The organism is Pseudomonas sp. BIGb0381, assembly GCF_024809815.1.
Lineage (GTDB): Bacteria > Pseudomonadota > Gammaproteobacteria > Pseudomonadales > Pseudomonadaceae > Aquipseudomonas.
Genome location: NZ_JANUEN010000018.1, coordinates 53,722 through 78,376 on the forward strand (window position 1 = coordinate 53,722; position 24,655 = coordinate 78,376).

The window sequence follows — 24,655 nt, forward strand, 5'->3', positions numbered from 1 at the left end:
TTGGGCAGTGGGTGGAGACGTAACGGCCATTGCGCAGGGTGACCGAGTAACCTTAATCTCTTGAGCCCATCACCCTGATAGCAATGGAGGCTTCATGAAACTGGTCGGCATGCTGGACTCGCCTTACGTACGCCGCGTGGCAATTTCCCTGGACCTGTACGGGGTGGATTTCGTGCATGAACCCTTGTCCGTGTTCCGCACCTTCAACGAATTTGCGCAGATCAACCCGGTGGTCAAGGCCCCTACCCTGGTGCTGGACGATGGCACGGTATTGATGGACTCCAGCCTGATCCTGGAGTACCTCGAAGCCCTGGCCCCGGCTGACAGGAAGCTGCTGCCCCAACAACCGGCGGCACTGGCCAAGGACTTGCACGTTCTGGGACTGGCGCTGGCAGCCTGTGAGAAGAGCGTGCAGATCGTCTATGAACACAACCTGCGCCCGGCCGAGAAACTGCATGCACCGTGGCTTGAGCGCGTGACCGGCCAATTGCTCGCGGCCTATGGGTTGCTGGACAAGCAACTGGGCGACAGCGAAGCACTGACCCAGGCGTCGATTACGGCGGCGGTGGCGTGGTCGTTCAGCCAGTTCACCGTGGCGTCGGTGGTCAAGGCGGATGCGTTTCCCAACCTGCAACGGCATACCGAAAGGCTGGAGCAGCATCCGGCGTTCAAGCGTTACCCCATCGAATAAGCGACACAGTTTCAAATGTGGGAGGGGGCTTGCTCCCGATGGCGGTGTGTCAGTCAGCAGATGTATTACTGAAAGACTGCTATCGGGGGCAAGCCCCCTCCCACATTGGTCTGTGTTGTCTGAGAGAGGGTGTTCGGCTCAGACCCAGCCGCCATCCACAATAAAGTTCTGCGCCGAACACATCGCCGACGCATCGGAAGCAAGAAACAGCGCCATATTGGCGATGTGTTCCGGCAGTACGCTGCCGGGCAGGCACTGGCTGCGGCTGATCAGTTCCTTGGCGGCGTCATCCACCCACATGGCCAGCTGTTTTTCGGTCATCACCCAGCCCGGCACCAGCGTGTTCACACGGATACGGTTGGGCCCCAGCTCGCGTGCCAGCGCGCGAGTCATGCCGTGGGCGGCGGCCTTGCTGGCGGCGTACACCGGGTAGCCGGCGGAGGCCATCATCCAGCCGACGGAGCCGAGGTTGATGATCGAGCCGCTGCCGGCGCGTTTCATCATCGGCACCACGGCCTTGGCGGCAAAGAAGGCGTGCTTCAGGTTGACTGAGATCAGCTTGTCGAAGGTTTCCGAATCGACTTCTTCCAGGGTGTGGCGCACGTCATTGGCGGCGTTGTTCACCAGCACGGTGATCGGCCCCAGGGAATGCTCGAAGCGCCCTATCGCCGCCTTGTAGGCGATTTCATCGGTGATGTCGCAACACACGAACTCCACGGCATGCCCCTGGGAACTCAACAGCGCCGCCAGGCGTTCACCCTGGCTTTGCGCGCGGTCCACAAACCCGACCTTGGCACCCTGCACGGCGAAGGCCCGAACCATGAATTCGCCGATCCCCGAGGCGCCCCCGGAAATCAATACGGTCTTGCCCTTGAGGTCGGGATAAACGGCGTGTTCAGTACTCATAAAAGGATGCCTCGATCAATTAGTCTTATTTTATTTTACGAAACCGGGGTAAAAGGCTATAAATTCGCTGTCACAACGACAAAATATCGCTATTAGTAGAACTATTCCACTCAAAACAACAAAAGGAAGTTCGACCATGAAGCACCCTCGATACCTGCTGTCCGGCCTGGCGCTGTCCATGATGATCGCCAGCGGCGGCGCCCAGGCGGCCGGTCTGAGCAGCGAGCAAAAACCTTTCGGTAAAACCAACGACGGCACTGCCGTCGAACAATACATCTTGCGCAACAGTCACGGCATGCAAGCCACGGTGATCACCTACGGCGGCGTGTTGCAATCGCTGAAAGTGCCGGACAAAAACGGCAAGGTCGACGATGTGGTGCTGGGCTTTGACGACGTGCAAGGCTATCAAAGCGGTACGGCGTTTTTCGGCGCAACCATCGGCCGCTTCGGCAATCGTCTGGCCGGCGGCGCCTTTGAACTCGACGGCAAGCGCTTCCAGGTGCCGCTCAACGACGGCCCCAACTCACTGCATGGCGGCGCCCAGGGCTTCGACAAGCAGGTGTGGAAGGCCGAGTCGGTCAAGGACAAGGACTCGGTCGGCGTGAAGCTGAGCTACCTGTCCAAGGACGGTGAGATGGGTTTTCCCGGTAACTTGAAAACCGAAGTCACCTACCGCCTCAACGACAAGAACGAACTGCACATCGACTACAAAGCCACCACCGACAAACCGACGGTGCTCAACCTCACCAACCACAGCTACTTCAACCTGGCCGGTGCGGGTAACGGCGACATCCTCAAGCAAGTCGCGACCTTGCATGCCAGCCATTACACCCCGGTGAACGCCACCTTGATTCCGACCGGCGAACTCGCACCGGTCAAGGGCACGCCGATGGACTTCCTCAAGCCCACCCCGATTGGGCAGCACATCAAGGAGGATCATCCGCAGCTCAAGTTTGCCGAGCCAAAACAGGGTGGGTTTGACTTCAACTGGGCGCTGGACACCAAAGGCGACGTCAAGCAACTGGCCGCCGAGGTGCATGACCCGGCGTCAGGCCGGCGCTTGCAGCTCTACACCAGCGAACCGGGCGTGCAGTTCTATACCAGCAACTTCCTGGATGGTTCGGTGAAGGGCAAAGGTGGCAAGACCTACCTGCACTGGAGTGGTTTCACCTTGGAGACCCAGCACTATCCGGATGCGCCTAACCAACCGACGTTTGCCTCGACCCGTTTGAATCCAGGGCAGACGTATACCCAGAACACCGTCTTCAAATTCACCGCCGATTAAAACCGCTTTACTGTGGGAGGGGGCTTGCCCCCGATTGCGGAGTGTCAGTCTGCATATTTGCTTCTGATACACCGCCATCGGGGGCAAGCCCCCTCCCACATTTTGAGCCTCACATGACAAGAAGTTCAGCGTTGTTTCATGCGGTCGATGACCACCGCCAGCAGCAGGATCGAACCGCGGATCACGTACTGGTAGAAGGTGTCGATGTTCTTCAGGTTCATCGCGTTCTCAATGATCGCCAAAATCAGCACCCCGGCGATCACGTGGCGAATCATGCCGATGCCGCCACTCAGCGACACGCCGCCCAGCACGCAGGCAGAAATCACCGTCAGCTCGAAACCCTGGCCGATCATCGGTTGGCCCGAGGTCATGCGCGAGGCGAGGATCACCCCGGCCAAGGCACCGATCAGACCGTGCACGGCGAAGATCAGGATCTTGGTGCGGTCGACGTTCACCCCCGCCAGCAGCGCCGCTTCCGGGTTGCCGCCGATGGCCATGGTGTTGCGCCCGTAGGTGGTGTAGTTGAGCAGCCAGCCGAAGAACAGGAAGCACACGATGGTGATCAGGATCGGCACCGGCACGCCGAACAACTGGCCATTGCCAAAGATAAAGAACTGGTCCTGAGACACCCCCACCGCCTTGCCGTCGGCAAAGATATAGGCCAGGCCGCGCACGATCTGCATGGTCGCCAAGGTGGTGATCAACGCATTGACCCTCAGCTTGGCGATCACGATGCCGTTGATCAGCCCCACGACCAGGCCCATCAGCAGCGCCGCGCCGATGCCCAGCATGACGCTGTCGGTATCGCGCATCACAATCGCCGCCACCACGCCGGCGCAGGCAATCACCGAGCCTACCGACAAGTCGAAGTGCCCCGACGCCAGGCAGAACAGCATGGTGCAGGCGGCGATGCCCACCGTGGAAATCGCCAGGCCCAGCCCGCGCATGTTCAACGGCGAGAGGAAGTTATCGATGAGCAAGGCGCACAGGACAAAGATGCCCACTGCAGCCAACAGCATCGCCCAGTTGTCGAGCAGTGCGCGCATATCGAGGGGTTTGCGTGCCGTCGGCAGCGCGTTGTTTTGAGTCGTCATGGTCTTCTCTCAGTTCGCCAGGCCGCGCGGCAGGGCCAGTTGCAGCAGGTTGGATTCAGTCGCGTGTTCACGGGTTTGTTCGCCGCGCATCGCACCTTCGCACAGCACCAGGATGCGGTCGGAGATGCCCATCACTTCCATGAGGTCGCTGGACACCACGATCACCGCAATGCCCTGGGCCGCGAGGTTATGGATAATCTGGTAGATCTCGGCCTTGGCGCCGATGTCGATGCCACGCGTCGGCTCATCCAGCAGCAGCACCTTCATGGGCATCGACAGCCAGCGGCCAAGAATGGCTTTCTGCTGGTTGCCGCCGGACAGGTACATGATCTTTTGCGCGGCGGTCGGGGTTTTGACTTTCATTGCCTTGATCTGCTGGTCGGCATTGCCCTTCTCCCAACCATCGCGCAGCAGCCAGCCGAACGAAGAGTGGGCTCCACGCGCGCTGATATTGATGTTCTCGGCGACGCTGGACAGCGGAATGATGCCTTCCTTCTTGCGGTCTTCCGGGCACAGCAGCACACCGGCGGCGATGGCGTCGCGGGGTGAGCGCAGTTGCAGGGCCTCCCCGCATAACTCCAGGCTGCCGGCACTGGCGCGCTCCAAACCGCTGAGCAAACGGAACAACTCCGTGCGCCCTGCCCCCACCAAACCGAACAGGCCAAGGATTTCGCCTTTGCGCACCTCAAAACTGATCGGTTCACGCAAACCCGGGCCCAACAAACCGTCAACCTTGAGCGCCACCTCGCCGTGCTCGCGCGGGCGGTAGTCGTAGATGTCCTGGATGTCGCGACCGACCATGCAGGTCACCAGCTGGTCGTGGGTCAATGCACTCATGTCGTCAAAGGTGCGCACGTAGCGGCCGTCCTTGAACACCGTGACCGCGTTGCAGATGCGGAACACCTCTTCCATGCGGTGCGAGACGTAGAGCACCACTTTGCCCTCGTCCCGCAGGCGCGTGATGATCGCCATCAACCGGTCGATCTCCCGCGCCGACAGGCTGCTGGTCGGTTCGTCGAAGGCGATCACATGGGCGCCACGGGACAGCGCCTTGGCGATTTCCACCAGTTGGCGCTGGCCCAGGGACAGGCGGCCGAGTTTTTCCTCGGGGTCGATTTCATCCGCCAGGCCCTTGAGACAAGCCAGGGCCTGCTTGCGCAGCAGGCCCCGGTTGACCACGCCGAAGCGCGATGGCAAATGCCCGAGGAACAGGTTTTCGGCGACGGTCATTTCCGGCACCAAGTGCAGCTCCTGGTGAATCACCGCCACGCCGCTGGCGATGCTGTCGGCGGCGCATTTGAACGCCATGGTCTGCGCGCCGATCTGCACGCTGCCGCTGCTGGGGATATAGGCACCGCCCAATATCTTCAGCAGCGTCGACTTGCCCGCACCGTTCTCGCCCATCAGGGCGTGCACCTGCCCCGGGTGGGCGGTGAAGCTGATGCCGTCCAGCGCCTTGACCCCGGGAAAGGTTTTGCCGATAGCGTCAAAACGCAGGGCCGCAGCGGTCATTTCCACAGCCCGATCTTGGTCAGCTCTTCCTGGAAGTTGGCGCGGGTGATCAAGGTCACTTCATCCATGGCCGTGTATTTAGGCGGCTCAGTGCCCTTGGTGACCCACTCGTACATCATCAGCGCAGTGTTGTAGCCCTCGATGTGCGGGCTTGGCAGCATCGAGCCGAAGAAGCCGCTGTTGGCTTTCTTCAATTCGCCGATGGCGTCGGTGCCATTGATGCCGATACCGATCACATTGGCCGCCGCGAAACCGGCGCTTTCGGTGGCGCGCACGCCGCCGAGCACGGTGTTGTCGTTCATGCCGCCGATGATCAGGTTTTTCGCGCCGCTGGGCAGCTTGACCAGGGCCGAGTTGGTGGCGTCCATGCTGCCGGGGACATCGAGGGTTTTCAGCGCGGCGGTGAGGATATGGTCCTTGGGAATGCCGGCTTCTTCGAGGGATTTGATCGAGCCGTCGGTGCGTTTTTTGCCGGTGTCGAGTTCATTGAAGGTGTTGATCACCGCGTAGGTGTCCTTCCAGTCCCAACCGCGTTTTTTCGCCTCGGCAGCCATGGCCGCGCCTTGCTTCTGGCCCACTTCAAACGCGGCCATGCCCAGGTACGGCACGTCCTCCATGAAGTTGCCCTTGGCGTCGACAAAGCGGTCATCCACGGCAATCACTTTCAAGCCGTTGGCCTTGGCCTTGGCGACGATGGCCGGGCCCAGGGACACATCCGGCGGGCAGATCACAAAGCCCTTGGCGCCGTTGGCGGCCAGGCTGTCGATGGCCGAGAGGGTTTTCTCGCCATCGGGCACGGCGATCTTGATCACGGTAAAGCCATGTTCCTTGCCGGCTTTTTCGGCAAAGGCCCATTCGGTCTGGAACCACGGTTCCTCGGCCTGCTTGACCAGGAAACCGATTTTCACTTCTTCAGCGGCCAGCAACAGCCCGCTCAAGCTCATGGCCGAGACCGCCACAGCGGCGCAGCACAGGGAACGGATACCACGACGACGATTCATACGGGTGACTCCTTGTTGTTGTTTTTAGGCATTAACCGGCAAAGCGATGGCAAGGCATGCCGGGTACATCGACTTCGATGGCCAGCACCGCGCCGTCCAAAGGGTGATCCAATGGACTGGCGGCGCTGGTGATATACAAGGTGGTGAGGTGGGGGCCACCGAATACGCAACTGGTGGGGCGACTCACGGGCAACTCGATAATGCGGTCCACCTCCCCCTCGGGCGTCAGGCGCAGCAGGCAACTGCCGTCCCAACGGGCGTTCCAGAGGTAGCCTTGAGTGTCCATGGCCGAGCCATCCGGCCCGCCGCGCGCGTGCGGGCCGAACCACACGGTTGGCGGCTGGAGTTGACCGTCGGCCTGGATCGAATACTGGTAGAGCGTGGCGTCCAGGCTGTCACCGAAATGCACCTGGCGGCCGTCCTCGCTCCACAGCAAGGTGTTGGGAATGCCCAGGCCGTGGAGCAACGGCGTGACCTGTGCATCCGCATCGATGCGAAACAGGCCGCCGGAGCGCCGCGTGATCGGCAGGTCTTCGCCGTGTTCGCCGATATTGTTCTGCATGGTGCCCAGCCACAGGCGGCCCTGGGCATCGCAGCGTGCTTCATTGCCACGGTTGCCCGGCTGCGAGTCGGCCACGCAGAGCAGGGTGAGGGCTTCGGTGGCCAGGTCCAGGCGGTAGACACCGCTGCTCAAGGTCACCAGCGCATCACCGCTTTCACACGGGATAAACGCCGAAACGTGCTCGGGCAACTGCCAGATCTGCAACTGCCCGCCCATCAGGCGCAGTGCCTGTTTGCCGGCGATATTGACCCAGTACAGCGCCTGGGTCGGCACATCCCAGAACGGGCCTTCCCCCAGTTGCGCACGATGCTCAGTGACAGCGGTACACGACATGACGCCTCCTGATGAGTGTTTACAGCGAGTCGCGGGATGGCGTGCCATCCACCAGGCGCTGGATGCGCAACGGGTTGGCGTTTTTCAACGCGTCGGGCAGCAAGCTGTCAGGGTAGTTCTGGAAGCACACCGGACGCAGGAAACGGTCGATGGCCAAGGTGCCGACCGAGGTGCCACGGGCATCCGACGTCGCCGGATACGGACCGCCATGCACCATCGAGTCGCAGACTTCGACGCCGGTCGGGTAGCCGTTGAGCAGGATGCGCCCGACTTTCTGTTCCAGCAGCGGCGTAAGTTCGGCGAACTCTTGAAAGTCTGCCGGTTCGCCAATGATCGTCGCGGTGAGCTGTCCGTGCAGGCCGTGCAAGGCGGCGCTGAGTTGGGCTTGATCAGCAACTTCGACAAACACCGTGGTAGGGCCGAAGACTTCTTCCTGCAGCACTTCATCGCCCTCGATCAGCAAGCGTACATCCGCCTTGAACAGCTGCGGTTGCGCCTGATTGCCCGCCTGGGTGCTACCGGCCAAATGCTGAATACCCGAGTGAGCCAGGAGTTTTTCCAGGCCTTTGCCGTAGCTGCTCAGGGTGCCGGCATTGAGCATGGTTTGCGCCGGTTGCTCGCCAATCAGTTGAGCGACCTGCTGGGTAAACGCGGTGAACTGCGGCGACGCGATACCGATCACCAGGCCAGGGTTGGTGCAGAACTGGCCGCAGCCTTGCACCACCGACGCGGTCAGATCCCGTGCGACGGTTTCCGCTCGCGCTTGCAGGGCCTGGGGCAGCACGATCACCGGGTTGATGCTCGACATCTCGGCAAACACCGGGATCGGCTGCGGGCGTGCCGCGGCCATGTCGCACAAGGCGCGACCGCCCTTGAGCGAGCCGGTAAAGCCCACCGCCTGGATCGCGGGGTGCTTGACCAGCGCCTCGCCGACGCCGCCACCAAAGATCATATTGAACACACCCGCCGGCATCTCGGTCGCTTCTGCCGCGCGAATGATTGCACTGGCCACCTGTTCAGCCGTGGCCATATGCCCGCTGTGGGCCTTGAACACCACCGGGCAACCGGCCGCCAGCGCCGCTGCGGTATCGCCGCCTGCGGTGGAAAACGCCAGGGGGAAGTTGCTCGCGCCAAACACGGCCACCGGGCCCAGGCCGATGCGGTATTGGCGCAGGTCCGGGCGTGGCAGCGGCTGGCGATCGGGTAACGCCTTGTCGATGCGCGCGCCGTAGAAATCACCGCGACGCAGCACCGTGGCGAACAGGCGCATCTGGCCGCTGGTACGCCCACGCTCGCCTTTGATACGTGCGGCGGGCAGCGCGGTTTCACGGCAGACCAGCTCGATGAAGTTATCGCTCAGGGCATCCAGCTCGTCGGCTATCGCGTCCAGGAACTGCGCACGGCGCGCGGCACTCAACGCGCGATAAGCCGGATACGCCGCGGCGGCGGCCTTGGCGGCGGCATCGACCTCTTCCGGCGTGGCCTGGTAGAAATCCTGCGGCAAGGTCTCGCCCGTGCTGGCATCGACGCTCTGCAGCTTGATGCTGCCGTTGGCGCTGCGCTGGCCGCCGATGAAGTTGTGGCCGAGGAACTGGGTCATGTTGATCTCCTTAAAGGGGGGTGACTTGGCCGGGTTCAAATGCCGCATCGCTGCTGCCGACGCCATTGACCAACGGCGCGCCGAACTCGGCCTGGCTGATCTCGAACACATCGCCCGGTTGGGTACGTATACCATCGGCGAATGACAGCGTGGCGGTGCCGAAGAAGTGAATGTGCACATCGCCCGGCTTGAGGAACTGGCGGTATTTGAAGTGGTGGTACTCGAGGTTTTCCAGGCTGTGGCACATATTGGCCTCGCCACTGAGGAATTCGTTCCGCCAGATTTCCTCGCCGTTACGCAGGATGCGGCTGGTGCCGGCCAGGTGCTGGGGCAACTCGCCCACGCGCAGCTCGGGACCGTAGCTGCAACTGCGCAGCTTGGAATGGGCCAGGTACAGGTAGTTCTTGCGCTCCATGATGTGGTCGGAGAACTCGTTGCCCACTGCAAACCCCAGGCGATAGGGCTTGCTGTCCGGGCCGATCACATACAGGCCGCCGATTTCCGGTTCTTCACCGGCGTCTTCGGCAAACGGTGGCACCGGGAAGGCTTCGCCTGGGCGCACGACGATGCTGCCGTCGCCCTTGTAGAACCATTCCGGTTGTACGCCGGCCTGGCCGGCAGCGGGCTTGCCGCCCTCCACGCCCCATTTGAAGATGCGCATGGTGTCGGTCAAGGTGCTCTCATCGCCGGCCTGCTGGTGCATTTTGTCCCGCGCCGAGGCGCTGCCCAGGTGGGTCAGGCCGGTACCGCTGATGAGCATATGGGCCGGGTCCGGGTGATCCAACGGCGGCAAAATCTTCAGGTCGGCCAGCAGCGCGGCGTAGTCATGGCTGTCGCCCAGGCCCAGGCTCTCGACCTGCTGCTGCAACTTGACGCCCGCCTCGATGGCAGCCAGCGCCAGTTCGCGCACGCTGCGCGCGGTAAGCACTTCGCGCACTGTGGCGCCTTCTACAACGCCGACCCGGCGTTCACCGTTGCTTGACTCGAACTGAACTAAACGCATGAAACTTCTCCCAGATTAAGTACGTGTGGCGCCACGGGCGCTGGCGGCGAATTGATCGGCGGGCAGTACGTGCTTGCGCTCCAGCACGCGGTAGACCACGCCGGTCAAGACCAGCCCGAACACCATGACCGCGGACAGGAAGTACAAGCCCGAGGCGAGGTTGCCGGTGTATTCCTTGAGCGCACCGATCACGAACGGACCGATATAGCCGCCGAGGTTGCCCACCGAGTTGATCAAGGCAATGCCCGCCGCCGCACTGGCGCCGGCAAAAAAGCGCCCCGGCAAGGTCCAGAACACTGCGGTGCAGGAAAACAGCGCAAACGCCGCCAGGCACAGCGCAGCCATTTGCAGCACCGGCACACTCAGCCAGGCGCTGAAAAACAGGCCGATGGCGCCCAGCACATACAGCACGGCCAGGTGGCCGTAGCGATCATTCAGGCGGTCGGAACTGCGCGGGATGATCAGCAGGCCGATAATGCCGAAGATGTAAGGCACGGCGGAGATAAAGCCGGTGACCAGGTCGGTGCCGCCAAACTGTTTGATCAGGGTCGGCAACCACAGGCCCAGGCCGTAAATGCTCAGGGTCACCGGCAGGTAGAACAGCGCCAGCAGCAACACGCGTTTGTCCTTGAGGGCATGCAGCGGGTTGCCGTGGCGGGTCTGGCCGTAGGCTTGCAGGTCCTTGGCCAATTCATCGGTGAGCCAGGTTTTTTCCGCGTCGCTCATCCATTTGACCTGCTTGGGGCCATCCGGCAGGTAGCGCAGCACTGGCCAGGTCAGCAGGATCGCCGGGGTGCCGATCACGATGAACAGCCACTGCCAGCCATGCAGGCCGAGGATGCCGTCCATGCCCAGCAGGCCGCCGGACACGGGGCCGGTGATCATCATCGCAATCGGTTGGGAGAGGATGAACAGCCCGAGGATCTTGCCGCGATGGCGCACCGGGAACCATTGGGTGATGTAGTACAGGACGCCGGGAAAGAATCCGGCTTCGGCCGCGCCGAGCAGGAAGCGCATCACATAGAAGCTGTGCGGCCCTTGCACGAAGGCCATGCCGATGGTGATCGCGCCCCAGGTGATCATGATCCGCGCGAACCAACGCCGTGCGCCGAAGCGGTCGAGCATCAGGTTGCTGGGGATCTCGAAGAGGAAGTAGCCAATGAAGAACAATCCCGCGCCCAGGCCATAGGCCGCATCGCCGATACCGACGTCGGCGCCCATGTGCAGCTTGGCAAAACCCACGGCGGAACGGTCCACGTAGGCGATCAGGTACAGCAGGATCAGGAAGGGAATCAGTTTCAGCGTGATGCGCCGAATAAGCCGCAGTTCCTGGCTCATGGGGGTCGATCTCCGATTGTTGTTCTTATAGAAGCTCGGGGGACGCCTCTCGCGAAAATCCGCCAGGGTCATACCTCAGTTAAGCCAGACTATATAGTAGGACTATTTACAAAACAACTCTTCCAAAGCATCGATTTTGCGCTTATGTTTAAGCACGCATAGAACATATAGTCATACAATAAGAGAATCGATCATGTCTGATAAAAAGCCCGGCCTACGCTCCGCCCAGTGGTTTGGTACCGCCGACAAAAACGGCTTTATGTACCGCAGCTGGATGAAGAACCAGGGCATTGCCGACCATCAGTTTCATGGCAAGCCGATCATCGGTATCTGCAATACCTGGTCGGAGCTGACCCCGTGCAACGCGCATTTCCGCCAGATCGCCGAGCACGTCAAACGGGGCGTGATCGAGGCCGGTGGCTTCCCGGTGGAATTCCCGGTGTTCTCCAACGGCGAATCCAACCTACGCCCCACCGCCATGCTCACCCGCAACCTGGCGAGCATGGACGTGGAGGAAGCCATTCGCGGCAACCCGATTGACGGTGTGGTGCTGCTGACCGGCTGCGACAAGACCACCCCGGCCCTGCTGATGGGCGCCGCCAGTTGCGACGTACCGGCCATCGTGGTCACCGGCGGGCCGATGCTCAACGGCAAGCACAAGGGCCAGGACATCGGCTCTGGCACCGTGGTGTGGCAGCTCAGTGAACAGGTCAAGGCCGGCACCATTACCCTGGATGATTTCCTCGCGGCCGAAGGCGGCATGTCGCGTTCGGCGGGCACCTGCAACACCATGGGCACCGCGTCGACCATGGCCTGCATGGCCGAGGCACTGGGCACTTCCCTGCCCCACAACGCGGCGATCCCGGCAGTGGATGCGCGCCGTTATGTGTTGGCCCATATGTCCGGCATGCGTGCGGTGGAGATGGTGCGCGAAGACTTGAAGCTGTCGAAGATCCTCACCAAGGAAGCGTTTGAAAACGCCATCCGCGTGAACGCCGCCATCGGTGGTTCGACCAACGCCGTGATCCACTTGAAAGCCATCGCCGGGCGCATCGGCGTCGAGCTCGACCTGGACGACTGGACCCGCATCGGTCGCGGCATGCCGACCATCGTCGACCTTCAACCGTCCGGGCGCTTCCTGATGGAAGAGTTCTACTACGCCGGTGGCCTGCCCGCCGTGTTGCGTCGCCTCGGTGAAGCCAACCTGATCCCGCACCCGAATGCCCTGACCGTCAACGGCAAGACCCTGGGCGAAAACACCAAGGACTCGCCGATCTACGGCCAGGACGAAGTGATCCGCACCCTCGACAACCCGATCCGCGCCGACGGTGGCATCTGCGTGCTGCGCGGCAACCTGGCGCCATTGGGCGCGGTGCTCAAGCCTTCGGCGGCCAGCGCCGAGCTGATGCAGCATCGCGGCCGTGCGGTGGTGTTCGAGAACTTCGACATGTACAAGGCGCGCATCAACGACCCGGAACTGGACGTGGACGCCAACTCGATCCTGGTCATGAAAAACTGCGGCCCCAAGGGTTACCCAGGCATGGCCGAAGTCGGCAACATGGGCTTGCCGGCCAAACTGCTGGCCCAGGGCGTGACCGATATGGTGCGGATCTCCGACGCGCGCATGAGCGGCACCGCCTACGGCACGGTTGTGTTGCATGTGGCGCCGGAAGCCGCGGCCGGCGGACCGTTGGCCACGGTGAAGGAAGGTGACTGGATCGAACTCGACTGCGCCAACGGCCGCCTGCACCTGGACATCCCCGACGCAGAGCTGGCGGCGCGCATGGCCGACCTGAAGCCGCCGCAGAACCTGATCGTCGGCGGCTACCGCCAGTTGTACATCGACCATGTGCTGCAGGCCGACCAGGGTTGCGACTTTGACTTCCTGGTGGGTTGCCGTGGGGCTGAAGTCCCCCGGCATTCCCACTAATTGGGATGCTATGATGCCGCGAATTTAAGTCAGAGCATCCCTGTCGTTATGGATCACCAGCCGCCCAAGCCGCGCAAGAGCATGCATGCCCAGATCGTTCAGGACTTGGGCATGCACATCGTTTCAGGTCGCTTCAAGCCCGAAGAACGGTTACCCATGGAGGCCACGCTCTGCGAGGAGTACAAGGTCAGTCGTTCGGTGTTGCGCGAGGCGACCCGGGTGCTCAGCGCCAAGGGCCTGGTGTATTCCAAGCCACGGGTGGGCGCGGTGGTGCGGCCGCGCTTGAAATGGCACCTGCTCGACCCGGACGTGTTGTCCTGGTTGATGCAGTCCACGCCCCACAGTGAATTCTTCAATACCCTGGCCGGTGTGCGGCGCATCCTCGAGCCGGAGATTGCCGCCATGGCGGCGACCACCGCCACCGATGAAGACATCGCCACCATCGAAAAAGCCTACCAGGGCATGGAAACCGCGCAGACCCACGAACAGCTGTTGCAGGCCGACCTGGACTTCCACCGCGCCATTGCCGACGCCACCCGCAACGACCTGCTCGCCTATATGTGCAACATGCTGTCGTTGCCGCTGCGCGAGTCGATCAACATCACCAACCGCCGCCCGGACATCCAGGGCCTGAGCCTGCCCCGGCACAAGGCGATCCTCACCGCAATCCAGAACCGCGACGCCCTTGGCGCGCGGCATGCGTCGCTGGTGCAGTTGGATGACACGCGGGTGGCGTTGGATACGGTGATGAATGTGCTCACGCCGTTGTAATGTAAACGCAATTAAATGTGGGAGGGGGCTTGCCCCCGATAGCGGTGGTTCAGTCACCGCAACATCGACTGGTCTGCCGCTACCGGGGCAAGCCCCCTCCCACATTGAAACTGTGCAGGCCGTTAGAGGGTGTAGGCGATGCCTACCTGCACCGTGCGCGGTTCGCCTGGGTAGGCGTATACGTTGCCAAACGCACCTTCTTCATAGTCGCGATTGAACAGGTTCTTCACATCCAGGTTCAGCCGCACCTTGTCGTTGACCTTGTAGTAGCTGAGCAGGTCGACCACGGTGTAGGCGTCCATCGAGAAGGCATTGTTGGAAGTCTGCCCGGCCCGCTCATCCACATACTTGCCACCCGCGCCCAGGCCCAGGCCCTTGAGGGCGCCGTCCTGGAATTCGTAGACGTTGAGCAGGCTGAAGCTATTGCGCGGGATGTTCAGCAAACGCGTGCCGGTGCGCAGGGTGTTGTCCTTGGTCACTTCGGCGTCCACGTAGGCATAGCCGCCGATCACACGCCACTCGGGGGTGAGGTTGCCCGCCACGTTCAAGTCGAAACCACGGCTGCGGACCTGGCCGGCGGCGACGCTGAAGGTTGAGTCGAGAGGGTCGGTGGTGAGCACGTTTTTCTTCTCGATCTGGTAGATCGCGGCGTCGACGCTGAGTTGACGGTCCAGGGCTTCCCACTTGATGCCCATCTCGTAGGATTTGCCTTTCTCCGGTTCAAAACCACCGCCCTGGCGACTGGCGCCGGTGTTGGGCTTGAACGAACGCGCGGCGTCAGCGTAGACCGCGACGGTGTCGGTGAGGTCGTAGATCACGCCGACGCGTGGGGTGACGGCGTTGTCGCTGGCTTCCCAGCTTTTACCGCCCGGCACGTAGGTGTGGTAGTCGTGTTCAAAGCGCTCGAAGCGTGCGCCGGCAAGGACTTTCAAACGCTCGGTCAGGGCCACCTGGTCCTGGACAAAAGCAGCGTAGGTCTTGAGGTTTTCCTTGTCGTGGGTCGGAGTGCGTGTGAGGTTCGGGCGCGCCTGGCCGTAGACCGGGTTGAAGATGTCGATGGGATAGCTACCCGCCAAGCCGCTGGAACGCTGGATAATCGACTTGTAGTCGTAGTCTTCGAACTCGACGCCGGTAAGCAAGGTGTGGTCGAAACCGCCGGTGGAGAAATGCCCGGTGAGGTTGAGCTGGGTGTCTTTATCGGTCCACTCCAGCTTGCGGTAGTTGAAGTTGCGGCTCAGGGTACGACCGTCGGCGCCCAGGCTGTTGGCTTCAATGGCATTGCCTTGCAAGGTGCCGTCCAGCCACTGGAAACCACCGCCCAGGGTCCAGCTGTCATTGAGCAGGTGCTCGAAACGCAGCTGGGCCATGCTGTTGTCGTTGTGCAGTTTGCCGACGTCTTTTTCACCCCAGAACGTATCGCGCGAGGCGGTGCCTTTTTGATTGGGGTAGCGCGTCAGGCCACGGTCCAGCGGGTGGTTGTTGCGCATGAAATCGCCTTCGAAGATCACCTTGGTGTCATCGCTGGCCTGCCAGGTGATCACCGGCGTCACGCCGTAGCGTTCGGTTTCGACATGATCACGGAAGGTGTCACCGCCCTCGCCCACCACGTTCAGGCGATAGGCCAGGCGACCCTGTTCGTCCAGCGGGCCGGAGGCGTCAAGGGTGGCGCGTTGCATGCCTTGGTCATCCAGTTGGCTGCCGAGGGTCACGGTCGGCTCGGCCAGCGGTTGCTTGGAGACCACGTTGAAGGTGCCGCCGGGATCGCCACGGCCATACAGCATGGTTGCCGGACCGCGCAGCACTTCGAGGCGTTCGATGGTGTTGGCATCCGGCATGTTCGGGTAGCCACGGTTGATCGGGAAACCGTTGCGGTAGAACTCGCCGGTGGTGAAGCCACGTACGGTGAAGGTGGTGAGCCCCTGTCCGCCGAAATTGTTGGCGCGGCCCACGCCGCCGGCGTAGTCCAGTGCGTCCTGCAAGCGGGTGGCGCCGATATCTTCGACCACATCCTTGGACACGACGCTGATGGACTGCGGGGTTTCATGAATCGAGGTGTCGGTGCGCGTCGCACTCGCCGAACGTGTGGCGTGGTAGCCCTTGACCGGCCCTTGCGCCGTCTCGTAGTCCGCCTCGCCCGTGACATTGGTGGCCTGCAGCTCAAGACTGGCCTTGTCGGCAGGGACAACCTCTGCCCAGGTAAAAGGCGAAAACGCCTGAAGCACACAGAGGGAAATCAAGGTACGACGCATGGATGTTGAACCTAGTGAAAGAGCCAGAAGGGGCGGCAAACCTGCCAAGAATTCGCGGCGCATGATATATCAATGAATTCTCGTTTGACATCTATTCTCATTCGTTGTTTTTTGAGTATCCGTTTTGTATCAATACCGAGACGAAAAAAAGCCACTCAATTGAGTGGCCTATAGACTGCCTGGCTTACCTTAGCGATAGCGCTCCAGCCAATGGGCGTAAGGCGCCGGCAAGGTCCAGGAGGATTTCTCCACGCCCAGCTCCTTGGCAGCGAAGTACGCCCAATGCGGGTCCGCCAGGTGCGCACGACCGACCGAGACCAGGTCCAGGTGCCCAGACTGCAACGCGCCTTCTGCCAGTTGCGGCGTGCCAAAGCCCCAGGCCGAGGTCACCGGGATGCCGGCTTCGCGGCGCACGCGCTCGGCGATCGGGCCCATGAAGGCCGGGCCCCACGGGATATTGGTGTCGGGGATGGTAAAACCGACGCTGACGCTCAGCAGGTCCAGGCCGCCAGCCTTGAAGTTGCGGGCCAGTTCGATGGATTCGGTGAGGGTCTGCTCGTCACGGCCGTCGTATTCGATCACGCCAAAACGCGCGGTCAGCGGCAGGTTCTCTGGCCAGACTTCGCGCACGGCGGCCAGGGTTTCCAGGAGGAAACGGCTGCGGTTGTCGAAGCTGCCACCGTAGGCGTCGGTGCGCTGGTTGGAATGCTCGGAGAAGAAGCTCTGGCCCAGGTAGCCATGGGCGAAGTGCAGTTCGATCCACTCGAAACCGGCGTCGCGGGCACGGCGGGCGGCGTCGACGAAGTCCTGCTTGACCCGAGCGATGTCGTCCAGGGTCATGGCGCGTGGTACTTGCGGCAGGTTGGCACCGAAGGCGATGGCCGACGGCGCGATGGTTTCCCAGCTGCGCGCATCGGAGGCAGGCATATGGTCGTCCCCTTCCCACGGGCGGTTGGCGCTGGCTTTGCGACCGGCGTGACCGATCTGGATGCCTGGCACCGAGCCGGCGGCCTTGATGGCCTTGACCATGGGCACGAACGCTGCGGCGTGGGCGTCGCTCCAGATACCGGCGCAACCTGGGGTGATGCGCCCCTCAGGCGCTACAGCGGTGGCTTCGACCACCAGCAAACCGGCGCCGCCACGCGCCATACCGGCCAGGTGCACGAGGTGCCAGTCGTTGACGATGCCGTCCTCGGCCATGTATTGGCACATGGGCGGGATGGCGATGCGATTGCGCAGGGTGACGTCTTTGAGTTTGAACGGTTCGAACAAAGCGGACATTGAGAACTCCGGGAGCGAGTGATTTGATTCGATAGTTCGATGGTAATCGAACTATGGTATTCGATGATACCCCCCTGTTATGATTCGTTTCATGCGAGCCTTTAAACACCCTCCCCTTGAAGACCTGACCCTCGAGCGTCTGCTGTACGCCCTGAGTGACCCGGTGCGCCTGGAAATCGTGCGCTGCCTGGCCGGTGTGCCCGAAGCCACCTGCGGCGAACTGGACGGCGGGCGCCCCAAGTCCAGTATGTCTCACCACTTCCGGGTCCTGCGCGATGCCGGCCTGGTACACACCCGCAGCGTGGGCACCACCCATATGAATTCATTGCGCGGCGATGTGCTTGAGGAACGGTTTCCGGGGTTGTTGCAGAGCATCCTGGCGCAACAATAAAACCCGGATCAGTCCAGCAGCGCGATCAGCCGCGACTCGATCGTCATCTCCCGCACCTCCAGCACCGCCAACGTCACCGGCAACGTGAAGCGCCGCCGCCCTGCACTGCCGGGGTTCACATACAGCGTTGCGCCCCGCCATTCGATCAGGGGCTTGTGCGAATGGCCGGTGATCACCAGCCGCGTAGGCGTATCGAGTAATGCAGGTACGTCGGCGATGTCATGCACCACCAGCGTCCGCCATCCACCCACATCCAGCATCAGATAGTCGGGCACCTGCTGTGCCCACGGCGCGTCCTGGTCGTTGTTGCCGCGCACCACGTGCAGGGGCGCGATCTGTGCCAATTGCTGAAGAATCTCAGGGCTGCCGATATCACCGGCATGGATGATCTGTTCACATCCCTGCAACGCCGCCACGGCTTCAGGCCGCAGCAGGCCATGGGTATCGGAAATCACGCCAACTTTCATAGGGCCTCCGGGGTGGACATCGAACCGTGGGACACCGGCGCGCCATCCAGATACACGCGGTCCTTGCCGTTGCCCTTGGCGGTGTAGAGGTTGCGGTCGGCACGCTTGAGAACCGCTGACATATCGGCCCCGACCGTGAAATGTGTCATGCCCGCACTGCAGGTGTAGTCATGGGGCGGCGCGACACTGCTGCGGATCGCTTGCAGCAGGCGCAGCGCGTAATCGGTGGCGAGACCAAGGTCATCGCCCACCAGCAGCACCCCGAATTCTTCGCCGCCAATCCTGCCGAAACTGTGGCTGCCCGGGGTGGATTTAAGGCACGCGGCCATGGCGCAGAGAATCCTGTCGCCGACGTCATGGCCGAACTGGTCATTCTTCAATTTGAAACTGTCGATATCCAGCATCATGAAGTAGCCGGTATCACCGGCCGCAATCAGTTTGGCGAAGCTCTCCATAAAGGCCCGCCGATTCAGGATGGAGGTCAAGTAATCGGTCTCGGCCAACTCCCGAAACTCACTCTCCACCAGTAACACGGAACGCAGGTTCTTCAGGTAGTAGACATTCAAGATAAAGCCGATCGCCACCGACGAGGCGCAAAAGATAAACACGTAGATATCGACGCCTTCGTAAAGGCTCATCTGAATGCTGGGCCACGTCAGTAACCAGACCAAGGCGGCGCAGACCAGAAAGTCCTGAACCACGATAAACAGGATTGCGCTGCTCATCACCAAGGTCACGGCCAGCGGCAAGGCGAATACCTGCAGCTCGGGACGGGTGTGAACCACATAGGCAAAACCCGCGGACAGCAGCACCATGTAGGCCACGCCCAGTGCCCGCCACAGCACATACTGAGTCACCGCCCGGTGAACCCTATACACCACGCACAGCCCCATCGTGACCAGCACGACCGGCCAGCCGAACCTCCCCCCGCGATCAACCAGCAACACCGCCAGCCAGGCGAAAATCCCGATCAGTTCGGCCTGGGCAATGGCGGGCGACAACAGCCTTTGCATTCGTGGCCTGAGTTTCACATTAGCCGGCATCCCGTCACTCCCTGTGTATGAGTGGCCGCTTTGTTATCGGCATGACTTAGTTGAAGACTGTGCAGACAGGTCGCAAACGAATACGCCATGAAGCGTCTTACCAACACCATAAAAGGTGGCAGGACTTCAAGCAGTGTCTTGGAGTGAATCTTGAAATAGCCCCGGTCGGCCCCCTCTTGCACCAAGCGAATAACGTGGGTCTTGGACACCGAGAGTTGCTCTGCGATGGAAAGGTAGGACGAAGTCCTGAAGCTTGCCCCCTGGTTATCCAGCGCACACGCATCGTTATAGATCGCCAGCATCAACATATGCCCGGCATCGCGCTTTACCAGCCAATAACAATCAGGCATCAACAGGTCAATGGTCACGTTATGGGACAGAAGGACCGAAAACCCTTTGAAATAACGTGCCAGGTAAGCGCGATCATCCAACCCGTTCATTGAGCTGCAAACCGCGGTTTGCGGGCACATCACGCCCAGCGGCTCGACCACGGACGTGAGCATCAGCCGGATCTCCTCGCAGGCTTGGGATGACGGGCTGAATACCCGCAAACGGCTGTCATCCGCATGCCTCGACACCGTCATGAACCCCAACGCCCTGAACAGCAGGAAGATCGACTCCAGGCTGTTCCTGGAACAAAACCCACGCGCCATACAAAACTCTTTCACCTCGGACAGTAATGGCACCGGCTTGGAGAAATACGTGCTCAATAACGTAAAGGACACCATCAAGCGACTGAACTTCAGTGCGGTCTTATAGAAAAACGGTCTTTTTGAATAGGACTCCAACAAAATCGAATAATGGGTACGAATACACGCTTCAAAATCCACATGGCGCTCAAACGCCCGCGCCGACTGTTCCATCGCCAACTTCAACGAACCACTGCACATGAGAAAGAGCCCTGATCAACCAACTTGGATTCACTGATCTCAATTGCAGCACCGATAATGGCGTTTCGCCTTGAGCGCAATCTATCGTGATTAGTTCAGGGGACATCGTCGCTACCAAAATTGTTCCAGAAAACTCAGGCGGCTTAACCGTTTCAGTCAGCGCTGCGAACCTTCCCTGCAAGCCGACGTCCGAGCTAAGGCACTGTTGCTTACCGCTCGCCGCGAGGTTGTCGTTTGAAAGCCGCCATCATCAAAAAGTACCGCCTGATCATCAAGACCATGGGCTATGTGGGCTGGTCGCTGTTCTGGCTGTTGCTGTGGGACGTCGCCGTCACCGTAGACTTCATGCTGTTCCTCACCGCCAAGATCAACTTGCCGCTGATGCCCCTCACCCTGCTGGGCTCGGCACTGATCGTGCTCATCAGCTTTCGCAACAGCAGCGCCTATAACCGCTGGTGGGAGGCACGCACGCTGTGGGGGGCGATGGTCAACAATTCCCGCAGCTTCGCCCGGCAGGTATTAACCCTGCTGGACGATCCCGACGGCGAAGTGAACCCGGTCAAGGCCACCCTGCTGCGCCGCCATGTGGCGTATGTGAATTGCCTGGCCGCACACCTCAAGGGCGAACCGTGCCCTGATGAAGTACGCGCCTTTATCCCCTCCGAGGAATTCGCCCGCAACGGTGCCACCAATAATTTCGCCAATGACATCCTCACCGGCTCGGCGGCGTTGCTGGCCAAGGAATACAAGGCCGGGCACCTGGACAGCATTCGCCTGGCGCGGCTGGAGTCGACTCTGGTGGATTTGTCCAACGCCCAGGGCGGCATGGAGCGGATCGCCAACACGCCACTGCCCTACCCTTACGTGTATTTCCCACGCCTGTTTATCTCGCTGTTCTGCCTGATCGTGCCCGTGGGCCTGGTGGAATCCCTGGGCTGGTTCACCCCGCTGGCGTCCACCGTTGTGGGCTTTATGCTGCTGGCCATCGAGCGTATCGGCACCGACCTGCAAAGTCCGTTCCGCTCCAGCGAACACCAGATCCAGATGGAAGCCATCTGCGAAACCATCGAGAAAAACCTGCAGTCGATGCAGCGTGATGCGCTGGGTGGCGAGCGCATCGGATAAACATGCCCTTCGGCCTAAAGTGCGTGCTCCCGCAGTCGATACAAAGGGAGTACGCATGGGCTACATCCCCTCAAAACAACACATGCGACGCTCGACGCCACTGTTTTCTCCTTGCCAAAAATATAAATACCCGCGGGTGAAGTCATGAATATCAAGCAAAAGTTGACCTGGGCGTTTGCCGCTATCGCGTGCCTGCCAGTCATCCTGGTGGCCGTTATGGTTGTGCTGAACTTGCGCGAGGGGGCCCTGGCCAATTTCCTCGACAGCAGCGGTCGCGAGATCCGTCAGATCGACAACGGCATGAAGCAGTTTTTCGATGGCATCAGCCAGAACGTCGACTTCGTGGCCAAGGACCCGCGCGTTGTCGCGGCCAAGGACCTCAAGAGCTACGCCGGCGCCGACGCCGCGCAAATCCCCCTGACCCAGACCAACAAAGACCTGCTGGCGATTTTCGATCAGTTCGCCAAAAGCCACCCGAGCACCGCCTACTTGTCTTTGGGCCTCGCCGACGGCGGTTATGCCAGCTGGCCTGACGACACCAAACTGAACAACTACGACCCGCGCGTACGCCCCTGGTACAAGGCCGCCATCGCCGCGCCGGGCGCCACCGTGCGCACGGGCGCTTATTACTGGGCACCGGACGACGTGGTGCTGATCGGCACCGTGCACACCGTCGCCGACGCTACCGGCAACATCCTCGGCGTGGTCGGCCTGGACGTGTCGCTCAAGCAGCTCACCGAGCTGGTGCGCAACATCAAGCTGGGCGACAGCGGTTACCTGATGCTGGTGGAAGCCAACGGCAATGTGCTGGTGGACCCCAGCGACGCCCAGCACAACTTCAAGCCGATGGCCGACCTGGGCCCCAACTACGCCGAACTGGCCAAGCGCGGCGACGGCGTGACCCAAATCGACATCGACGGCGTGGCCTACATGGCCAACGTGGTCAGCTCCAAGGATCTGGGCTGGCGCTTTATCGGCCTGATCAAGCGCGATGAAGTCATGGCCGGCGCCACCCGCCTCACCTGGTTGATCGCCGCGATTGCCGCCGCCCTGGCCGTGGTGTTCGCGATTGTCGGCGCCAGCTTTGCCAGCATGATCGTGCGCCCGATTCGCGGGGTGGCCGACGGCCTGCAGGAGATTGCCGAAGGCGAAGGCGACCTGACGCGCCAACTCAAGGTGCAAGGCAAGGACGAAACCGCCAGCCTGGCCGGCTGGTTCAACCAGTTCCTGAGCATGATCGCGCAACTGGTGCAGCGCATCGGCAACGCCTCTTCCGACCTGCAAACCGCCGCCGCCGACACCAGCGAAGTCGCCAACAACATGAACCAGGCCGCCGGTCGCCAGCGTGAAGCCGTGGAGCTGGTGAGCACCGCGTTCAACGAAATGGTGGCCACCGCCAACGAAGTCGCGCGCTCCTGCAGCGCCGCCGCCGCGAGTGCCGACGAAGGCTACCGCGACGTGCACAATGGCCAGCAGCATATCGGCGAAGCCACCGGCAGCGTGCTCAAGCTCAGCGAAGACCTGCAAAAGTCGACCCAGACCATGCAGTTGCTGGAGCAGGACAGCCAAAACATCAACACCATCCTCGACACCATCCGCTCGATCGCCGAACAGACCAACCTGCTGGCGCTCAACGCGGCGATTGAAGCCGCGCGCGCCGGTGACCAGGGCCGAGGCTTTGCAGTGGTGGCCGACGAAGTCCGCGCCCTGGCACGCCGCACCGCCGACTCCACCGGTGAAATCGACAGCCTGCTGGGCAACCTCGCCCGCCGCACCCAGGAAGTCACCCAGCAGATGCAGGGCAGCCTGCTGGTGTCCCACACCAGCGTGGAACGCATCCAGCAGGCCCGCGACAGCTTCGACAAGATCCAAGGCTCGGTGGACTCGATCCGCGACCAGAACACCCAGATCGCCACGGCCGCTGAAGAACAGCACCAGGTAGCCGAGGAGATCAACCGCCACATCGCGCAGATCCATGCCGATGCGCAACTGGTCGAAGGCTTTGCCCACTCGGCGCAGACCGGATCAGGTCGGTTGACGGATATTTCCGGTCAGCTCAAGGGGTTGGTGGGCCGCTTCAAGTTCTGACCGTTGTTACACCGGGGTCGCTTGCGGGGGCGTGTATTGGCTACTATAGCCACGCACTCCCCGCATCTTACCTAACCATCCCGGAGCCTTAATGCCCAACCCCAAGGACACGGCCGCCGACAGCAGCACCCCGATGATTCCCGAGCAGCGTCGCGAACAAATCCTGCGGCAATTGCGCAAGCATCAAGTGATGAGCGTGCACCAGTTGATGGAGATGTTCGACTGCTCGCACATGACCGTGCGCCGCGATATTGCACTGCTGGAGCAGGAAGGCCGGGCGTACTCCGTCACCGGGGGGGTCCGGATCGCCAGCCAGTTGCACAGCGAACCCAGCCATCAATCCAAAGCCGTGGTGGAGTTGCCGCAAAAACAGGCGATGGCGCGACTGGCGGCGCGATTGCTGCACGCGGACATGACGGTGTACCTGGATGCCGGCACCAGCACCCTGGAGATTGTCCCTTATATCAAGGCGCTGTCGGGCATGACGGTGGTCACCAACGACTTCGGGATCGTGCAGGCCCTTATGGATGCGACGCAGGTCACGGTGATCCACACCGGCGGCCAACTGGACCATGACAACCATTCTTCCGTCGGCGGGCTGGCCGTGGCGACCCTGCGCCAGGTGGTGACGGACATCGCCTTTGTGTCAACCAGCTCCTGGGATTTGCACCGAGGTATCACCACCCCCTCGGCGCTGAAAGTCGAGGTCAAGCAAGTGGCGATGCAATCGGCGTCCCAGGTCGTGCTGGTGGCGAGCAGTTCCAAATACGGCACCTTCAGCATGTACCGCATCGCCGGGCTCGAACCGTTCGACGTGATCATCAGCGACGACGCCCTGGCCCCGGCGGCGGCAGATGGCATCCGCAAGCGCGGGATTGAATTGATGCTGCCGGGTGATCCGTTGCCGGCGTGATGCCCTTCCTGTGTGGGAGAGGTCGAGCTTTAGCTAGGCTTCGATGGCGGTGGCACTGGTGACAGGTGTCTTGGCTGACACACCGCAATCGGGGGCGAGCCCCCTCCCACATTTGAGCTCGGTTGGCAGGTGGGAAGTTGCTCGGCTATAGATCTCGTGGGCACCGCTGATCCCTGTGGGAG

20 protein-coding genes and 2 pseudogenes are annotated in these 24,655 nt (G+C 61.6%); 9 read left to right on the plus strand and 13 right to left on the minus strand.

Going from position 1 to position 24,655, the window contains the following annotated elements; all coding sequences use genetic code 11:
- Positions 1 to 94 precede the first annotated feature (94 nt).
- On the plus strand, positions 95 to 691 hold the full coding sequence (locus tag M2397_RS29040; RefSeq protein WP_259244923.1) for a glutathione S-transferase family protein: 597 nt from the start codon (positions 95 to 97) through the stop codon (positions 689 to 691).
- 138 nt (positions 692 to 829) lie between these two features.
- Here M2397_RS29040 and M2397_RS29045 read toward each other — a convergent pair whose 3' ends face one another.
- Positions 830 to 1,597: an SDR family NAD(P)-dependent oxidoreductase gene (locus tag M2397_RS29045; protein ID WP_131700751.1), complete on the minus strand. Its 768-nt coding sequence runs from the start codon at positions 1,595 to 1,597 to the stop codon at positions 830 to 832.
- A 136-nt stretch (positions 1,598 to 1,733) separates the two neighbouring features.
- On the opposite strand from M2397_RS29045, the gene M2397_RS29050 reads away from it, so the two are divergent.
- A complete protein-coding gene (locus tag M2397_RS29050; protein ID WP_131700750.1) occupies positions 1,734 to 2,882 on the plus strand; it encodes an aldose epimerase family protein in 1,149 nt (382 codons plus the stop codon).
- 125 nt (positions 2,883 to 3,007) lie between these two features.
- On the opposite strand, the gene araH is transcribed toward M2397_RS29050, so the two are convergent.
- From araH to M2397_RS29085, 7 genes are read right to left on the minus strand one after another with little or no spacing between them, the layout of a single operon-like run.
- Positions 3,008 to 3,976, minus strand: a complete 969-nt coding sequence (araH, locus tag M2397_RS29055) for an L-arabinose ABC transporter permease AraH (RefSeq protein WP_131700749.1) — start codon at positions 3,974 to 3,976, stop codon at positions 3,008 to 3,010.
- 9 nt (positions 3,977 to 3,985) lie between these two features.
- Positions 3,986 to 5,488: an L-arabinose ABC transporter ATP-binding protein AraG gene (araG, locus tag M2397_RS29060; RefSeq protein WP_259244924.1), complete on the minus strand. Its 1,503-nt coding sequence runs from the start codon at positions 5,486 to 5,488 to the stop codon at positions 3,986 to 3,988.
- The gene (locus tag M2397_RS29065) at positions 5,485 to 6,489 is read right to left on the minus strand and encodes a substrate-binding domain-containing protein (RefSeq protein ID WP_090405878.1); all 1,005 of its coding nucleotides are present in this window, start codon (positions 6,487 to 6,489) and stop codon (positions 5,485 to 5,487) included. Before M2397_RS29065 ends, araG begins: the two co-directional genes overlap by 4 nt.
- A gap of 31 nt (positions 6,490 to 6,520) precedes the next feature.
- Positions 6,521 to 7,384: an SMP-30/gluconolactonase/LRE family protein gene (locus M2397_RS29070; protein ID WP_259244925.1), complete on the minus strand. Its 864-nt coding sequence runs from the start codon at positions 7,382 to 7,384 to the stop codon at positions 6,521 to 6,523.
- Positions 7,385 to 7,403: 19 nt separating this feature from the next.
- Positions 7,404 to 8,984, minus strand: coding sequence for an aldehyde dehydrogenase (NADP(+)) (locus M2397_RS29075; protein ID WP_167654893.1), 1,581 nt, complete (start codon positions 8,982 to 8,984; stop codon positions 7,404 to 7,406).
- Between the two features lie 10 nt (positions 8,985 to 8,994).
- The gene (gene araD1 / locus M2397_RS29080; protein ID WP_184746019.1) at positions 8,995 to 9,987 is read right to left on the minus strand and encodes an AraD1 family protein; all 993 of its coding nucleotides are present in this window, start codon (positions 9,985 to 9,987) and stop codon (positions 8,995 to 8,997) included.
- A gap of 15 nt (positions 9,988 to 10,002) precedes the next feature.
- Positions 10,003 to 11,325: an MFS transporter gene (locus M2397_RS29085; RefSeq protein ID WP_259244926.1), complete on the minus strand. Its 1,323-nt coding sequence runs from the start codon at positions 11,323 to 11,325 to the stop codon at positions 10,003 to 10,005.
- A gap of 193 nt (positions 11,326 to 11,518) precedes the next feature.
- Between M2397_RS29085 and M2397_RS29090 the strand changes: the two genes are divergently transcribed.
- Both M2397_RS29090 and M2397_RS29095 read left to right on the plus strand, forming a co-directional pair.
- A complete protein-coding gene (locus M2397_RS29090) occupies positions 11,519 to 13,255 on the plus strand; it encodes an IlvD/Edd family dehydratase (protein WP_027603618.1) in 1,737 nt (578 codons plus the stop codon).
- A 48-nt stretch (positions 13,256 to 13,303) separates the two neighbouring features.
- A complete protein-coding gene (locus tag M2397_RS29095) occupies positions 13,304 to 14,026 on the plus strand; it encodes a FadR/GntR family transcriptional regulator (protein WP_065926379.1) in 723 nt (240 codons plus the stop codon).
- Between the two features lie 122 nt (positions 14,027 to 14,148).
- Here M2397_RS29095 and M2397_RS29100 read toward each other — a convergent pair whose 3' ends face one another.
- On the minus strand, positions 14,149 to 16,275 hold the full coding sequence (locus M2397_RS29100; protein WP_145338760.1) for a TonB-dependent siderophore receptor: 2,127 nt from the start codon (positions 16,273 to 16,275) through the stop codon (positions 14,149 to 14,151).
- 189 nt (positions 16,276 to 16,464) lie between these two features.
- The gene (locus M2397_RS29105; RefSeq protein ID WP_145338761.1) at positions 16,465 to 17,556 is read right to left on the minus strand and encodes an NADH:flavin oxidoreductase/NADH oxidase; all 1,092 of its coding nucleotides are present in this window, start codon (positions 17,554 to 17,556) and stop codon (positions 16,465 to 16,467) included.
- Between the two features lie 79 nt (positions 17,557 to 17,635).
- Here M2397_RS29105 and M2397_RS29110 point away from each other — a divergent pair, with 79 nt between their 5' ends.
- Positions 17,636 to 17,947 carry a helix-turn-helix transcriptional regulator gene (locus M2397_RS29110; RefSeq protein ID WP_093546722.1) on the plus strand — a complete coding sequence of 104 codons (312 nt, stop codon included), beginning with the start codon at positions 17,636 to 17,638 and terminating at the stop codon, positions 17,945 to 17,947.
- An 8-nt stretch (positions 17,948 to 17,955) separates the two neighbouring features.
- Here M2397_RS29110 and M2397_RS29115 read toward each other — a convergent pair whose 3' ends face one another.
- From M2397_RS29115 to M2397_RS29125, 3 genes are read right to left on the minus strand one after another with little or no spacing between them, the layout of a single operon-like run.
- A complete protein-coding gene (locus M2397_RS29115) occupies positions 17,956 to 18,414 on the minus strand; it encodes a metallophosphoesterase family protein (protein WP_145338762.1) in 459 nt (152 codons plus the stop codon).
- Positions 18,411 to 19,457 carry a GGDEF domain-containing protein gene (locus M2397_RS29120; protein WP_145338763.1) on the minus strand — a complete coding sequence of 349 codons (1,047 nt, stop codon included), beginning with the start codon at positions 19,455 to 19,457 and terminating at the stop codon, positions 18,411 to 18,413. Before M2397_RS29120 ends, M2397_RS29115 begins: the two co-directional genes overlap by 4 nt.
- The gene (locus M2397_RS29125) at positions 19,442 to 20,320 is read right to left on the minus strand and encodes a hypothetical protein (RefSeq protein ID WP_184746027.1); all 879 of its coding nucleotides are present in this window, start codon (positions 20,318 to 20,320) and stop codon (positions 19,442 to 19,444) included. The genes M2397_RS29120 and M2397_RS29125 overlap by 16 nt, the downstream gene beginning before the upstream one ends.
- 261 nt (positions 20,321 to 20,581) lie before the next feature.
- Here M2397_RS29125 and M2397_RS29130 point away from each other — a divergent pair, with 261 nt between their 5' ends.
- The 4 genes and pseudogenes from M2397_RS29130 to M2397_RS29140 all read left to right on the plus strand — a co-directional run bounded on the left by M2397_RS29130 (position 20,582) and on the right by M2397_RS29140 (position 24,473).
- Positions 20,582 to 21,472: a bestrophin family protein gene (locus M2397_RS29130; RefSeq protein WP_259244928.1), complete on the plus strand. Its 891-nt coding sequence runs from the start codon at positions 20,582 to 20,584 to the stop codon at positions 21,470 to 21,472.
- Between the two features lie 300 nt (positions 21,473 to 21,772).
- A pseudogene (locus M2397_RS30630) lies at positions 21,773 to 22,696 on the plus strand (cache domain-containing protein); the annotation flags it as partial.
- A 348-nt stretch (positions 22,697 to 23,044) separates the two neighbouring features.
- A pseudogene (locus M2397_RS30635) lies at positions 23,045 to 23,560 on the plus strand (methyl-accepting chemotaxis protein); the annotation flags it as partial.
- 91 nt (positions 23,561 to 23,651) lie between these two features.
- Positions 23,652 to 24,473, plus strand: coding sequence for a DeoR/GlpR family DNA-binding transcription regulator (locus M2397_RS29140; RefSeq protein ID WP_131698757.1), 822 nt, complete (start codon positions 23,652 to 23,654; stop codon positions 24,471 to 24,473).
- Positions 24,474 to 24,655 lie beyond the last annotated feature (182 nt).